The organism is Pantoea sp. R13S299, from assembly GCF_048515925.1.
GTDB lineage: Bacteria > Pseudomonadota > Gammaproteobacteria > Enterobacterales > Enterobacteriaceae > Pantoea.
Map to the genome: position 1 here is coordinate 177,155 of NZ_JBLYEF010000004.1, position 13,855 is coordinate 191,009.

General features: G+C 57.4%; 13 protein-coding genes. 5 read left to right on the plus strand and 8 right to left on the minus strand.

The genetic code is table 11. The annotated features are described in order from the left end of the window. Nucleotides 1–82: 82 nt before the first annotated feature. Together ACN1CO_RS17880 and ACN1CO_RS17885 are read right to left on the minus strand one after the other, a co-directional pair. The gene (locus ACN1CO_RS17880; RefSeq protein ID WP_031590861.1) at nucleotides 83–391 is read right to left on the minus strand and encodes a putative quinol monooxygenase; all 309 of its coding nucleotides are present in this window, start codon (nucleotides 389–391) and stop codon (nucleotides 83–85) included. 48 nt (nucleotides 392–439) lie between these two features. After that, complete coding sequence (locus tag ACN1CO_RS17885) at nucleotides 440–1,021, minus strand: NAD(P)H-dependent oxidoreductase (protein ID WP_419140110.1); 582 nt, start codon at nucleotides 1,019–1,021, stop codon at nucleotides 440–442. Between the two features lie 169 nt (nucleotides 1,022–1,190). Here ACN1CO_RS17885 and ACN1CO_RS17890 point away from each other — a divergent pair, with 169 nt between their 5' ends. From ACN1CO_RS17890 to ftsP, 4 genes are all read left to right on the plus strand, one after another. Next, nucleotides 1,191–1,955 carry a transporter substrate-binding domain-containing protein gene (locus ACN1CO_RS17890; protein ID WP_419140111.1) on the plus strand — a complete coding sequence of 255 codons (765 nt, stop codon included), beginning with the start codon at nucleotides 1,191–1,193 and terminating at the stop codon, nucleotides 1,953–1,955. A gap of 192 nt (nucleotides 1,956–2,147) precedes the next feature. Beyond that, nucleotides 2,148–4,421 carry a DNA topoisomerase IV subunit A gene (gene parC, locus ACN1CO_RS17895; RefSeq protein WP_136196742.1) on the plus strand — a complete coding sequence of 758 codons (2,274 nt, stop codon included), beginning with the start codon at nucleotides 2,148–2,150 and terminating at the stop codon, nucleotides 4,419–4,421. Nucleotides 4,422–4,466: 45 nt separating this feature from the next. Beyond that, nucleotides 4,467–5,204: a 1-acylglycerol-3-phosphate O-acyltransferase gene (locus ACN1CO_RS17900; RefSeq protein WP_419140112.1), complete on the plus strand. Its 738-nt coding sequence runs from the start codon at nucleotides 4,467–4,469 to the stop codon at nucleotides 5,202–5,204. A gap of 141 nt (nucleotides 5,205–5,345) precedes the next feature. Next, nucleotides 5,346–6,776: a cell division protein FtsP gene (ftsP, locus tag ACN1CO_RS17905; protein WP_419140113.1), complete on the plus strand. Its 1,431-nt coding sequence runs from the start codon at nucleotides 5,346–5,348 to the stop codon at nucleotides 6,774–6,776. 71 nt (nucleotides 6,777–6,847) lie between these two features. Here ftsP and dkgA read toward each other — a convergent pair whose 3' ends face one another. Next, on the minus strand, nucleotides 6,848–7,672 hold the full coding sequence (dkgA, locus tag ACN1CO_RS17910) for a 2,5-didehydrogluconate reductase DkgA (protein WP_283547075.1): 825 nt from the start codon (nucleotides 7,670–7,672) through the stop codon (nucleotides 6,848–6,850). 204 nt (nucleotides 7,673–7,876) lie between these two features. On the opposite strand from dkgA, the gene ACN1CO_RS17915 reads away from it, so the two are divergent. Further along, the gene (locus ACN1CO_RS17915) at nucleotides 7,877–8,785 is read left to right on the plus strand and encodes an AraC family transcriptional regulator (protein WP_419140114.1); all 909 of its coding nucleotides are present in this window, start codon (nucleotides 7,877–7,879) and stop codon (nucleotides 8,783–8,785) included. 30 nt (nucleotides 8,786–8,815) lie between these two features. Here the strand turns inward: ACN1CO_RS17915 and ACN1CO_RS17920 are convergent, their stop codons facing one another. The 5 genes from ACN1CO_RS17920 to ACN1CO_RS17940 form a co-directional block, all read right to left on the minus strand. Further along, complete coding sequence (locus tag ACN1CO_RS17920; RefSeq protein ID WP_090966016.1) at nucleotides 8,816–9,478, minus strand: DedA family protein; 663 nt, start codon at nucleotides 9,476–9,478, stop codon at nucleotides 8,816–8,818. A gap of 175 nt (nucleotides 9,479–9,653) precedes the next feature. Next, nucleotides 9,654–10,844, minus strand: a complete 1,191-nt coding sequence (gene metC / locus ACN1CO_RS17925) for a cystathionine beta-lyase (protein WP_419140115.1) — start codon at nucleotides 10,842–10,844, stop codon at nucleotides 9,654–9,656. A gap of 133 nt (nucleotides 10,845–10,977) precedes the next feature. After that, nucleotides 10,978–12,264 (minus strand): TRAP transporter large permease, encoded by a 1,287-nt coding sequence (locus ACN1CO_RS17930; protein WP_315314064.1) that lies wholly within the window; start codon nucleotides 12,262–12,264, stop codon nucleotides 10,978–10,980. Nucleotides 12,265–12,278: 14 nt separating this feature from the next. Beyond that, on the minus strand, nucleotides 12,279–12,785 hold the full coding sequence (locus ACN1CO_RS17935) for a TRAP transporter small permease (RefSeq protein ID WP_419140116.1): 507 nt from the start codon (nucleotides 12,783–12,785) through the stop codon (nucleotides 12,279–12,281). Between the two features lie 46 nt (nucleotides 12,786–12,831). Beyond that, nucleotides 12,832–13,803, minus strand: coding sequence for a TRAP transporter substrate-binding protein (locus ACN1CO_RS17940; RefSeq protein ID WP_419140117.1), 972 nt, complete (start codon nucleotides 13,801–13,803; stop codon nucleotides 12,832–12,834). Nucleotides 13,804–13,855: the final 52 nt, after the last annotated feature.

Genomic DNA, 13,855 nt, shown 5'->3' on the forward strand with positions numbered 1-13,855 from the left:
TCGATCTCACAGCGACGGTGGCCGGAATTTATCACCAGGCTTAACTCCGGCTACTCAACAGGGATTAAGCCTTCAGCAATAATCAGGCGCTCGGTTCCAGCACCAGAATCTTCACATCCACCACATCATCTTTAATGATGGCGCGATGCGCATCCATGTGCGGCATCTGCTGATGCTGCTCCAGATGGCGTAGCGTTTCCCACTGTTCCAGCATGAAAATGGAGTCCGGCGAGTTCTGCTTCCACGGCACCTGCGCCTGATGGTCCAGCAGCGCGTCATACTGATGGCAGCCATCTTCTTCTAAGACCAGCGGGATCAGCTTCTTCACCGCATCCAGCACGGCCTGACGGCGACCGGGTTTAACACAAATTTCAGCAACGACTGTTAACATTCGCGAATTCCTCTTTCGTGGGAAAATAGGGGATAGCCCCCAACCATCTTACGCAAAAACGCGGCTAAGATGGGTCCGATAAGCGGCAATATCGCGTGGCACGTCCGGCGCTTTAATCACGTCGTTACAGATAAAGGTCGGCAGCGCTTCCATTCCCAGGAACTGGTTGGCTTTGTGGAAGTGCAGATAGAGACCGTCGACGCCGACGCCTTCAAAGAACTGCTCCGGGTCAGTAAAGGCCTGCAGCGGCGCATTCCAGGTCAGTGACAGCATATATTTTTTGCCCTGCAACAGACCGCCGGAACCGTACTTCTTCGCGGCATCGGAGCGGGTGCGACCATCGCTGGCGTAGAGCGAGCCGTGGCCTTCGGTAAAGACTTCATCGATATAACGCTTAACCGTCCAGGGTTCGCCCATCCACCAGCCTGGCATCTGATAAATCACCACATCGCTGTCGACATATTTCTGCACTTCATCCGCAACCACATAGTTGCTGTCAGCCACGGTTACTGACACCTCATGGCCCATATCACGCAGCTGGCTGGCCGCGACATCGGTCAGGGTGTGGTTCAGTTCGCCTTTAGAATGGGCAAAGGTTTTGCCGCCATCGATAATTAAAATCTTGCTCATGAATAGATTGCCTCGTTTCCTGAATATGGCGCCCAGCTTACGCGTACCAGGGCCCCAGAAAAATGGGAGGTTGATCACAAGACTTTTGCTGTGGCAGCAACAATACGCCGGTTTATGGCACCATCGACGGGCAAACTCATCATCAAAACCATCAATGAAAAAACGTAAAATGAAAAAAATTGTCCTCTCTTTGCTGCTGGCCAGCGGTGCTGTCCAGGCACAGTCTCATCTCGACACCATTCTCAGTTCTAAAACACTTAAGGTCTGCACCACCGGGGATTACAAGCCTTACAGCTACCTGCGTCCCGATGGTCAGTATGAAGGGCTGGATATCAGCATGGCGAACGCGCTGGCGACGTCGCTCGGCGCGAAAGTGCAGTGGGTACCGACTACCTGGAAAACCCTGATGCCTGACTTTCTGGCAAAGCAGTGCGATATCGCTGTTGGCGGCGTCTCCGTCACGCTGAAACGTCAGCAGACCGCCTGGTTCGCCCGGCCGCTGGATGTGGATGGCAAAATCCCGCTGGTGCGCTGCACGGACAAAGATCGCTTCCAGACCATCGAACAGCTCAACCGGCCTGACGTGCGGCTGATTGAACCGGCGGGCGGCACCAACGAAGCCTTTGTACACAGTCATCTGCCGACAGCCTCACTGACGCTGTTCCACGATAACGTCACCATCTTCCAGCAGCTGGTGGACAACAAGGCGGATGTGATGATTACCGATGCCTCAGAAGCGCGTTTTCAGCAGCAGCATTACCCGACGCTCTGTGCGATCAATCCCGACAAACCGCTGCAGTATGGCGAGAAGGCTTACATGATCCCGCGTGATGACATCAGCTGGAAGCTCTATGTCGATCAGTGGGTGCATCTCAGCACCGCCACTGGCGAATATGGTGACATTGCCCGCCAGTGGATGGGCGCAAAGCCCTGATCCACTTCCGCAGAGAGGTCAGGCACTTGCCGGTCTGAATCCAGCGTGTCTCCGGCACATAAAATCGCGTGGCGGGACGCCTCTTGTCCCGCGCTTCCCCTGTGACTAACACCAGGGAATAAGGTACTATCCTCGCCAAACCACCGCCGGGTGTCCCGCCGTTGTGGGCCACGATGTGAGGATGAGAAATTAATGAGTGAACTGACTCAGGATGGTGCAGAGCGTCTTGCCCTGCACACATTCACCGAGAATGCGTACTTAAACTACTCGATGTACGTCATCATGGACCGCGCCCTGCCTTACATTGGCGACGGATTAAAGCCGGTTCAGCGACGTATCGTTTACGCCATGTCTGAACTGGGACTGAGCGCCAGCGCAAAATTCAAAAAATCGGCGCGTACCGTGGGTGACGTGCTGGGTAAATACCATCCGCACGGCGACAGCGCCTGCTATGAAGCGATGGTGCTGATGGCGCAGCCCTTCTCCTACCGTTATCCGCTGGTTGACGGCCAGGGTAACTGGGGTGCGCCGGATGATCCCAAGTCGTTCGCGGCGATGCGTTACACCGAATCCCGCTTGTCTAAATATGCCGAGCTGCTGCTGGGTGAGCTGGGCCAGGGTACGGTCGATTATCAGCCGAACTTCGACGGCACGCTGCAGGAGCCGAAGATGCTTCCGGCGCGCCTGCCCAACATTCTGCTGAACGGAACCACCGGCATTGCCGTTGGCATGGCGACTGATATTCCGCCACACAACCTGCGCGAAGTGGCTCAGGCCGCTATCGCGCTGATCGACTCGCCGAAAACCACGCTGGAACAGCTGCTGGATATTGTCCAGGGCCCTGATTATCCTACCGAGGCGGAGATCATTACGCCGCGTGACGAAATCCGCAAAATCTATCAGACCGGTCGCGGCTCCATACGCCAGCGTGCGATATGGAAGAAGGAAGAGGGCGAGGCAGTGATCACCGCGCTGCCACATCAGGTGTCAGGCGCGCGCGTGCTGGAGCAGATTGCTAACCAGATGCGCAATAAAAAGCTGCCGATGGTGGAGGATCTGCGTGATGAATCGGATCACGAGAACCCGACCCGCCTGGTGATCGTGCCGCGCTCCAATCGCGTCGATCTCGATCAGGTGATGAACCATCTGTTCGCCACCACCGATCTTGAGAAGAGCTACCGCGTTAACCTCAACATGATCGGGCTGGATAACCGTCCGGCAGTGAAAAACCTGCATGAGATCCTGACCGAATGGCTGGTGTTCCGCCGCGATACGGTCAAACGTCGTCTTAACTACCGGCTGGATCGCGTGCTGCGTCGCCTGCATATCCTGGAAGGTTTGCTGGTTGCGTTCCTGAACATCGATGAGGTGATCGAGATCATCCGTACTGAGGATGAGCCGAAGCCGGTTCTGATGTCACGGTTTGGCATCAGCGAAACCCAGGCCGAATCGATCCTCGAACTGAAGTTGCGCCACCTGGCAAAACTGGAAGAGATGAAGATTCGTGGCGAGCAGGCGGATCTGGAAAAAGAGCGCGATCAGCTGCAGGCTACGCTGGCCTCTGAACGCAAGATGAACACCCTGCTGAAGAAAGAGTTACAGGCTGACAGCGCCAGCTACGGCGACGATCGTCGTTCGCCACTGCATGAGCGTGAAGAAGCCAAAGCCCTGAGCGAAACCGAGCTGGTGCCGTCTGAACCGGTCACCATTGTACTGTCGCAGATGGGCTGGGTGCGCAGCGCCAAAGGTCACGATATCGATCCGGCCGGACTGAGCTACAAAGCGGGCGACAGCTATCTGGCTGCAGCACGCGGCAAGAGCAATCAGCCGGTGGCCTTTATCGACTCAACCGGCCGCAGCTACACGCTGGATCCGACGTCGCTGCCTTCCGCGCGCGGCCAGGGCGAGCCGCTGACCGGCAAGCTGACGCCACCGCCGGGTGCGGTGGTTGAACAGGTGCTGATGGAGCCGGATGACCAGCGTCTGCTGATGGCTTCTGATGCGGGCTACGGCTTTATCTGTACCTTCAGCGATCTGGTATCACGTAACCGCGCCGGTAAAGCGCTGCTGACGCTGCCGGAAAATGCCCGCGTAATGACGCCGATGGCAGTGCATCATGAAGATGACATGCTGCTGGCGATCACTCAGGCGGGACGGATGCTGATGTTCCCGGTCGGCGAGCTGCCGCAGATGTCGAAAGGCAAGGGCAACAAAATCATCTCGATTCCATCAGCGGAAGCGGCTGCCGGTCAGGACAAGCTGGCCTGGCTGATGATTCTGCCGCCGGGCAGTGCTATCACGCTGCACGTGGGCAAGCGTAAAATGCTGCTGCGCAGTGAAGAGCTACAGAAATTCCGCGCCGATCGCGGACGTCGCGGCACGCTGTTACCGCGCGGCCTGCAAAAAATTGATCGTGTTGAACTGGATGCGCCTGCGCGTCCGGCGAGCCCGGATAGCGAAGCGTAAACTACCCGGCTGACCCTGCGTCAGCCGTGGCTCAATGAGGGAACTATGTTACTGATTCTGCGTGCCATTATCGTCGTCATTTATTCGATCTTAGTCTGTATCTTTGGCTGTATCTGGTGTCTTTTTACACCACGCGATCCGCGCCACGTCGCGACGTTTGGTCGTCTGCTCGGCAAATTGTCGACGGTGTTTGGCCTTAAAGTAGAACTGCGCAGACCGGAAGGCGCGGATAATTATGGTAATGCGATCTACATCGCTAACCATCAGAACAACTACGACATGGTTACCGCGGCCAAAATGGTGCAGCCCTATACGGTCACCGTGGGCAAGAAGAGCCTGCTATGGGTGCCGTTTTTTGGCCTGCTCTACTGGCTGACCGGTAACTTGCTGATTGATCGCGATGACCGGGCTAAAGCGCGCGGCACCATTGGTGAACTGGTGGATCAGTTCAACAGTAAGCGTATTTCGATCTGGATGTTCCCCGAGGGAACGCGCAGTCGTGGTCGTGGCCTGCTGCCATTTAAAACCGGGGCTTTCCACGCTGCCGTGGCGGCGGGTGTGCCGATCATTCCGATTGTGGTCTCGAACACTCATGGCAAGATCAACCTCAACCGCTGGAAAAACGGCCTGGTTATTGTTGAGATGCTGCCACCGATTGATGTAAAAGCGTTTGAGTCCTCGTCGGTGCGTAAGCTGGCGACTCACTGTCGCGAACAGATGGCGGCAAAGCTGGAAGAGCTGAACGCCGAAGTCGCAGAACGCGAAAAAAACGGAAAAATCTGACCGGCGAACCACTCGCCGAACTATCCTGCATGGATGCCGCACGGTGGGCCTTTTCCGGCTCGCCGTGAACGCAGCACAGCAAATCAGAGCAATAAAAACAGGGTCGGCGCTTAGCGCCACGCGTAAAGGGTCAGAAGTTTTATGTCTTTCAGCAGACGTCAGTTCATCCAGCTTTCTGCCGGAGCGGCGCTTAGCGCCAGTGTATTACCTCATGCGGCGCACGCCGCTTCTTCAGCTAATGGCGATACGCTACTTCCGATTCCGCCGTTGCTGGAATCCCGTCGCGGCCAGCCGCTGTTTCTGACAATGCAGCGCAGCCACTGGTCTTTTAATGGCGACAATAACAAAGTGCCGGTGTGGGGCATCAATGGCCTCTATCTTGGCCCGACCGTACGGGTTTACAGCGGCGACGACGTTAAGCTGATCTACAGCAACCGGCTGAACGAGCCGGTCTCGATGACTATCAGCGGCCTGCAGTTGCCGGGCGCACTGATGGGTGGCGCGCCGCGTATGATGTCGGCCGGTGTCGACTGGTCGCCGGTGCTGCCGATTCGTCAGGCGGCTGCAACCTGCTGGTATCACGCCAACACGCCAAACCGCATGGCGCCGCACATCTACAACGGTCTGGCGGGTATGTGGCTGGTGGAAGATGATATCGGCCGGCAGCTGCCGTTGCCGAAGCATTATGGCGTCGATGACTTCCCGATTATCATTCAGGACAAGCGGCTCGATAACTTTGCCACGCCGGTCTATGACCCGCCGCAGGATGGTGGCTTCCTGGGCGATACGCTGCTGGTGAATGGCGTGCGTAATCCGTTTGTGGAAGTGTCACGCGGCTGGGTACGTCTGCGCCTGCTCAACGCCTCGAATGCGCGCCGCTATGAGATGGTGCTCAGCGACAATCGGCCGTTTATGGTCATCGCCAGCGATCAGGGCTATCTGCCTGCACCGGTCGCGGTGCAGCGACTGTCACTGGCACCAGGCGAACGCCGCGAAGTGCTGGTAGATATGTCGCAGGGCGATGAAGTATCGATTACTGCAGGCACGGCGGCGGGCATTATGGATCGGCTGCGCGGTTTCTTTGAGCCATCTTCTATTCTGACCTCAACGCTGATCCTGACGCTGCGACCTACCGGCTTACTGCCGCTGGTGACGGATAATCTGCCGATGCGGCTGCTGGCCGATCAGATTCTGGATGGTGTGGCGGTTCGCACCCGCGAATTCCGCATCGGTGACAGCATGCCGGGCATTAACGGCGCGCTCTGGGATATGAACCGCATTGACACCACCACGCAGCAGGGCACCTTTGAGCGCTGGATCCTGCACGCGGACCGGCCACAGTCGCTGCATATTCAGGGCGTGATGTTCCTGATTAAAAGTGTGAATGGTGCACAGCCGATGGGCGAGGATCGTGGCTGGAAAGATACGGTGTGGGTCGATGGCAGCGTGGAACTGATGGTGACCTTCCCACAGAGTTCGTCCGATCACTTCCCGTTCGTCTATTACAGTCAGACGCTGGAACTTGCCGATCGCGGCACGGCGGGTCAGCTGGTAGTGCAGCCCACCGCATAACAGCGCGGTCAGGCGGGAAGAACCCGTCTGACCGCGTTACTCTCTCGGCCCGACTGCAGGGCTGAGGGTTTTTAGTTAAAGGTTTCCGGGTCGGGTCCCAGACGGTTGCCGCTGTCCAGTTTCGCAATATCACTCACTTCATGCTTATCCAGACGGAAGTCGAACACCTTAAAGTTCTCTTCGATGCGTGCTGGCGTCACCGACTTCGGAATCACTACCAGGCCGCTATCCAGATGCCAGCGGATCACAATCTGCGCTGGTGTCTTGCCATATTTTTTCGCCAGCGACTTAATGATCTCCTGATCGAAGACCCCTTTACCGCCCTGAGCCAGCGGACTCCAGGATTCAGTCTGGATCTGATGCAGTGCGTTCCACGCATGCAGCGTGCGCTGCTGCAGCATCGGGTGCAGCTCAATCTGGTTCACGACTGGCGTCACACCGGTTTCATCCAGCAGGCGCTTCAGGTGCGCTTCATGGAAGTTACAGACACCGATGCTTTTAGTCAGACCCTGCTGCTGCAGTTCGATCATCTTCTTCCAGGCATCAACATAATTATCTTTCTCCGGGCACGGCCAGTGCATCAGATAGAGATCCACCTGATCCAGCTTTAGTTTCTCCAGGCTGGTTTCCATCGCCTGCTGAACGTTCTGCTGATCGTCGTTCCACAGTTTGGTGGTCACGAAAATCTCTTCACGCGGGACGTCGGTTTCCTGCAGTGCCTGACCAATCGCCTCTTCGTTCTTATAGGCGGCGGCGGTATCGATTGAGCGATAGCCGACCTCAAGCGCTTTCAGCACCGCATGACGCGCATCTTCAATGCTGGCCTGCCACACACCGAGGCCGAGTTGCGGCATCATATTGCCATCGCGCAGTTTGATAATGGGTTGGTCTGCCATAGTTGCTCCTTTCCGTTGCGGTTAATCCGTGAGATTTCACTGTGCTTAAGTCTAGCCAACAATTTTCAGCCTGCTCAGCTCGTGCAACAACAGCGGTGTGGCTGGCATGCCCGATTCGGTAAATTTCTTGCCTGATTCTCCAGGTGGCTGGCGATTCAGGCATTCGCGCGTCACACTGCATTTTTGCCCGAAAAAGGAGTCGCTATGGCGCACGATGCACTGTGTCACCGGCTGGCACAGCAGGTAGTCACATTAATGACCCACGGTCATGACCGTCTCTGTCCGGTCGAAAATGTGTCGCTGATTTATGCGAATCAATATCGTCCCCGTACGCCGATGATGTATCAGCCCGGCATTGTGATTCTGTTTCAGGGCAGCAAAACCGGCTATCTCGGCAGCACCGTATTTCAGTATGACGCCAGCAAGTACCTGATGCTGACCGTGCCGCTGCCGGTGGAGTGCGAAACCTGGGCCTCGCCGGAGATACCGATTGCCGGGCTGTGCCTCAACGTCGATACCGCCAGCCTTCAGGATTTGCTGATTGAAATCGGTGATGACGATCAGTTTCAGCCGCAGCCGCAGACTTCAGGCATTCACTCCGCGTGGCTGACCGAACCGATGCTCTGTGCCGCTGAGCGGCTGCTGGATGTGATGACCCAGCCACGCGATGCACGGGTGCTGGGACCGCACATCGTGCGGGAGATTATCTACTACGTGCTGACCGGCCCGATTGGCGGCGCGCTGCTCTCACTGGTGAGCCGACAGACGCAGTTCAGCCTGATCGCGCGCGCCCTGCGACGGATTGAAAATCACTATGCGGAAAACCTCAGCGTCGATGCGCTTGCGGCAGAAGTGAACATGAGCGTTTCAGCCTTTCACCATAACTTCAAAGCGGTGACGCAGACCTCGCCGTTGCAGTATCTCAAGCGCTATCGTCTGCATCAGGCGCGATTGCTGATGCTGCACGACGGACTGAAAGCGAGTACGGCGGCGGTGCGGGTCGGCTATGAAAGCCCCTCACAGTTTTCGCGGGAGTTTAAACGCTATTTTGGCGTGACGCCGGGGGAAGAGGTCAATCGTGTGCGGCAGACAGTAGCGGACCCGTCCGCCTGAGTGGCGGCGGGTCAGTAGGTTTCCTGCGCGTCAGGCGCGTTTCTGGCGACGCTGTTTCCAGATCACCAGGATGCTGCCGAACAGGCCGAGCACCAGCAACACCATCGGCAGGATCATCAGAATCGCCATCACCTGATCTTCATGACGCTTGATGAACGGCACCTGGCTGATGCCATAGCCAAAGGTCACTACAATGCCGACCCACAGCACGCCGCTGAGCCAGTTAAACAGCTGGAAGCGACCATTCTGTAAACCCGCAATGCCTGCCATAGTCGGCAGGATAGTGCGGATAAAGGCGAGGAAACGGCCGACCAGCAGCGCCATCAGACCGTGACGGTTAAACATATTCCAGGCGCGCTGGTGATACTGTGCGGGCAGATGCATCAGCCAGCTCTTCACCAGTCGGGTATTGCCCAGCCAGCGGCCCTGCAGATAGCTCAGCCAGCAGCCGAGGCTGGCGGCCGTCGTCAGGATCACCATCGTCGGCACAAAATCCATCACCCCTTTAGCCACCATCGCGCCTGCCAGCAGCAGCAGGCTGTCGCCCGGCAGGAAAGAGGCGGGTAACAGGCCATTTTCCAGAAACAGCGTCAGGAACATCACGCCGTACACCACCCACACCACATCCGGATTTGCCAGCGCGGCAAAATCCTGATGCCAGAGCGCCTGGACAATCTCGTGTAAAACACCCATTAGCGATTCCATCACGTCACAAGGAACAATCCGTCTGCGTTCAGGCAGCGCAGTGATTTCACTGACAACCTGAACGATGCGGGATAAATTTTAACAATAAATGAGCCGGTGCCCGGCAAACTCTGCGGGCCGCCACAGCCCGGTTTACCATCTGTTTACTTTCTGTTGAACTGACTCAGCGCGTCAGGCGCGCAAAACCGGCCTCCAGGTCAGCCAGCAGGTCGTCAACGTGCTCCAGGCCAATATGCAGTCGCACCAGCGTGCCGGTGAAATCCACGCCGCCCGCCGGACGAATCTCTGCCAGCTCTTCGGGCTGATTCGCCAGGATCAGCGATTCATAGCCGCCCCAGGAGTAAGCCATGCTGAAATGATGGAAGTGATCGAGATATTCCGCCAGCTGAGGCGCGTCTAATTTTTCCTGCAGGATGAACGAGAACAGGCCGCTGCTGCCGTTAAAATCGCGCTGCCAGAATTCATGACCTTTGCTTTGCGCCAGCGCCGGATGATTCACGCGCGCCACTTCGGGACGCGCCGCCAGCCACTCAGCCACCTGAATCGCACTCTCTTCATGCTGACGCAGACGGGTGCCCAGCGTACGCAGACCCCGGCTCGCCATGTAGGCCGTATCGGCATCGACCATCTGGCCCATCAGATAGGAGTTCTCGCGCAGCTGATCGATGCAGCGCGCATTGGCGACTGCGGTGCCAATCATCGCATCGCTGTGACCAATCAGATATTTGGTGCCAGCCTGAATTGAAATATCGATGCCATGCGCCAGCGCGTTAAAAAGAATACCGGCCGCCCAGGTGTTGTCGATCATGATGACCGCTTCAGGCGCTTTAGCGCGAACCGCTGCGACAATCGCCGGAATATCCTGCACTTCCATGGTGATCGAGGCAGGTGATTCCAGGAAGACAACGCGGGTATTGGGCTGCACCAGCTCACCGATTTCACTGCCGATGCAGTGATCGAACCAGCCCGTTGTCACCTGCAGCTTCGCCAGGATTTTCGTGCAGAAGTCCTGCGTCGGCTCGTAGACCGCGCCGCTCATCAGCACGTGGTCGCCCGCGTCGACAAACGCCAGAATTGCGTTCGCCACGGCAGCCGCGCCGCAGGGGTAGAGCACGCAGCCTGCGCCGCCTTCCAGCTCGGTCATGGCATCCTGCAACGCGAAGTGCGTCAGGGTGCCACGACGGCCATAAAAGAGTTCGCCTTTTGCCCGACCGGCGGTGGCGCGTTTTTTCTCCGCGACCGTATCAAAAACCAGCGAGGAGGCCCGTTGAATCACGCTGTTCACCGAGCCCTGGGTATAACGCTTGCTGCGTCCTGCACTGACGAGCGTGGTATCAATTTTTCTGGTGGTCATGAGTCGCCTTTACCGCTTCAGACTAAGCCCTCACGTTACCACGAAACAGCCAGCAGGGTTGAGACTCAATGGTGATTATCAGAGTGCATCGCAGGAAAATAAACGGCCCGCAAGCGGGCCGGTTTTCATTGCCTTACATCACGCCCATCAGGCGCGGCAACCAGAGCGAAATGGCGGGAATATAGGTAATCAGCATCAGGACAATGAACAGCATGCCGTAGAACGGCAGCATCGCCCCGACTACCTGCTCAATCTTCTGCTTACTCACCGCGCTGGCCACAAACAGCACGGTGCCTACCGGCGGCGTAATCAGCCCGATACCCAGGTTAGTCAGCATGATCATGCCGAAGTGAACCGGATCGACCCCCAGCGCGGTCGCCACCGGCAGCAGCACCGGCGTCAGGATCAGAATCAGCGGCGCCATATCCATCAGCGTGCCCACCACCAGCAGCAGGATGTTGATGCACATCAGAATCACATATTTGTTATCGGAGAGGCTGGTGAACGCCTCGGTAATAATGGTCGGCAGCTGCATAAAGGTCATCACCGCGCCAAACCCGGCCGCGAAGGCGATCAGCACCATCACGATGGTGACGGTTTTAATGGTGCGGAACAGCAGGATATGCAGCTGACTCCATTTAAAGTCGCGATAGATAAACATGGTGACGAAGAAGGCCCAGATGCAGGCGATCGCCGCAGATTCCGACGCGGTAAAGATGCCGGAGAGGATCCCGCCCATGATGATCACGACGGTAAACAGACCCCAGAACGCGTCGAAGAAGATCTTCAGCGCCTGACGAAACGGAATCCGCTCGCCTTTGGGATAGCCGCGTTTATGGGCAAAGCCCAGGCACATCACCATCAGACAACCGCCGAGCAGCAGGCCAGGGAAGATTCCGGCAACAAACAGCGAGGAGATGGTGACCATGCCGCCGGTCGCCAGTGAGTAGATCACTGAGTTGTGGCTGGGTGGCGTCAGCACCGCCTGCACCGAACCGCTGGCGGTCACTGCGGCAGCGAAATCACGCGGATAGCCTTTCTCCTCCATCTGCGGGATCATCACCGAACCAATCGAGGCGGTATCCGCCACCGACGACCCGGAGATGGCACCAAAGAAGGTCGATGCGACGATGTTAACCAGCGACAGCCCACCGCGAATAAAGCCGACAAAGATATAGGCGAAGTTGACCAGACGCCGGGCAATGCCGCCTTCCGCCATGATCGCGCCCGCGAGGATAAAGAACGGAATGGTCAGCAGCGAAAATTTGTTAATCCCGTTGGTTACCTGAATCACCACCGCCTCCAGCGGCAGGTCGATCCACCAGGCCCCGATAAAGGCGCTCAGGCCCACCGCAAAGGCGACCGGAAAGCCCACCATCAGCAACACCAGCAAACTGCCTATCAAGATCAATGCATCCATTTTTCTGCTCCGCGTTAGTGGGTGCCGCCCAGCGTGACAATCGGCCGCTGGCTCTGATCGCCGCTCAGCAGGCGCTCAACAACAAACAGCAGGGTGAAGATCGCGCCAATCGGGATTGGCAGATACATCTCGCCGTAGGTCACCGCCGGCAGTGAGGCGAGGGTTTGCACCCACATCGCTTCGCACAGGCTGTAACTGGCCTGGAAGATCACCAGGCAGGTGAAGATCATCAGCAGATCGCTGACGCGCAGCATCAGGCGCTGCCGGGCGGGCGACAGGCGATCGGTCACCATCGATACGCAGATGTGTGTCCCGGCGCGCAGGCCAACCGGTGCGCCGATAAAGGTAAAAATGATCATGCAGATAATAGCGACCGGTTCCGGCCAGGAGAGCGCACCATTCATCACGTAACGGGCGAAAATCCCAATCGGGATCACCGTCACCATGATCAACAGCGCCACGGCGGCCACCAGCATGCAGAGCAGATAAAGCCCATCCATCAGACGCGTATAAGCAGACATAATTGATCCCTGATTAAGCACGCCACACTGGAGTGTGGCGTCTGGATTATTTCACCTCAGCGATCCGGGTCATCAGATCCTGATATTTGCCGCCAAACTGATCGCGCACCGGCTGGGTCGCTTTGACGAAGTAGTCGCGGTCGGTCTGCTGGAAGGTGACGCCGCCCGCCTTCATTTTGGCGATCGACTGCTCGGTGTAGGTTGCCCAGAGCTGGCGCTCCTCATCCTGAGCCTCTTTGCCGAGCTTTTTCAGCAGTGCCTGATCGTCGGGTTTCAGGCGATCCCAGGCGCGTTTGGAAAACAGGATCATCTCTGGCTGGATAAAGTGGCCGCTGAGGGTGTAGTACTTCGCGACCGGCATGTAGTTATGCGCGACAAAGGTTGGTGGGTTGTTCTCGGTGCCATCGACCACGCCGGTCTGCATCGCACTGAACACCTCACTGACGCCCATCGCTACCGGATTCGCGCCCATCGCTTTCAACGTCGCCAGCGAGATGGCGCTGTTCTGCACCCGAATCTTCATCCCTTTGAGATCTTCCGGTTTTGCCAGCGGCTTCTTGGTGATCATGTTGCGCTCACCGGCATCGGTCCAGCCCAGGAACACCATGCGGGCGTTGGGATCTTTGTCGAACTTGTCGGCAATCTCGCGACCTATTTCGCCATCCAGCACTTTATGCATGTGGTCAACGTCGCGGAAAATGTAGGGCAGGGTCAGCACGCTGGTTTCCGGGGCAATCGAGGTGACCGGCGCCAGCGAGACACGGATCATATCGATCGCACCCAGCTGCACCTGTTGCAGCGTCTGATCTTCATCGCCCAGCACGCCACCGGCGTAGAGCTTCATCTCCAGCCGTCCATCGGTGGCCTGTTTGAGTTTGTCGCCCATGTGTTGAAGGGCGACCACGGTGGGATAGCCGGCAGGCTGCACTTCAGCCACTTTAATCACCTGTGCCGAGGCGGTGGCGCTCATCATCATCACCGCCAGGGCACTGGCCAGGCATGTTTTCGTCATTCTCATTATCTTGTCTCCCGCAGAGGTAAGACGGCCTGGGATCTGGGCTAACGCAGAG

Bases quoted from the DNA above. Each gene is read 5' to 3' on its own strand.
- ACN1CO_RS17920 (WP_090966016.1), bottom strand. From the start codon at position 9,478: ATGGGTGTTTTACACGAGATTGTCCAGGCGCTCTGGCATCAGGATTTT.
- ACN1CO_RS17935 (WP_419140116.1), bottom strand. From the start codon at position 12,785: ATGTCTGCTTATACGCGTCTGATGGATGGGCTTTATCTGCTCTGCATG.
- ACN1CO_RS17880 (WP_031590861.1), bottom strand. From the start codon at position 391: ATGTTAACAGTCGTTGCTGAAATTTGTGTTAAACCCGGTCGCCGTCAG.
- ACN1CO_RS17890 (WP_419140111.1), top strand. From the start codon at position 1,191: ATGAAAAAAATTGTCCTCTCTTTGCTGCTGGCCAGCGGTGCTGTCCAG.
- ACN1CO_RS17885 (WP_419140110.1), bottom strand. From the start codon at position 1,021: ATGAGCAAGATTTTAATTATCGATGGCGGCAAAACCTTTGCCCATTCT.
- ACN1CO_RS17940 (WP_419140117.1), bottom strand. From the start codon at position 13,803: ATGAGAATGACGAAAACATGCCTGGCCAGTGCCCTGGCGGTGATGATG.
- ACN1CO_RS17915 (WP_419140114.1), top strand. From the start codon at position 7,877: ATGGCGCACGATGCACTGTGTCACCGGCTGGCACAGCAGGTAGTCACA.
- ACN1CO_RS17900 (WP_419140112.1), top strand. From the start codon at position 4,467: ATGTTACTGATTCTGCGTGCCATTATCGTCGTCATTTATTCGATCTTA.
- ftsP (WP_419140113.1), top strand. From the start codon at position 5,346: ATGTCTTTCAGCAGACGTCAGTTCATCCAGCTTTCTGCCGGAGCGGCG.
- metC (WP_419140115.1), bottom strand. From the start codon at position 10,844: ATGACCACCAGAAAAATTGATACCACGCTCGTCAGTGCAGGACGCAGC.
- dkgA (WP_283547075.1), bottom strand. From the start codon at position 7,672: ATGGCAGACCAACCCATTATCAAACTGCGCGATGGCAATATGATGCCG.
- ACN1CO_RS17930 (WP_315314064.1), bottom strand. From the start codon at position 12,264: ATGGATGCATTGATCTTGATAGGCAGTTTGCTGGTGTTGCTGATGGTG.
- parC (WP_136196742.1), top strand. From the start codon at position 2,148: ATGAGTGAACTGACTCAGGATGGTGCAGAGCGTCTTGCCCTGCACACA.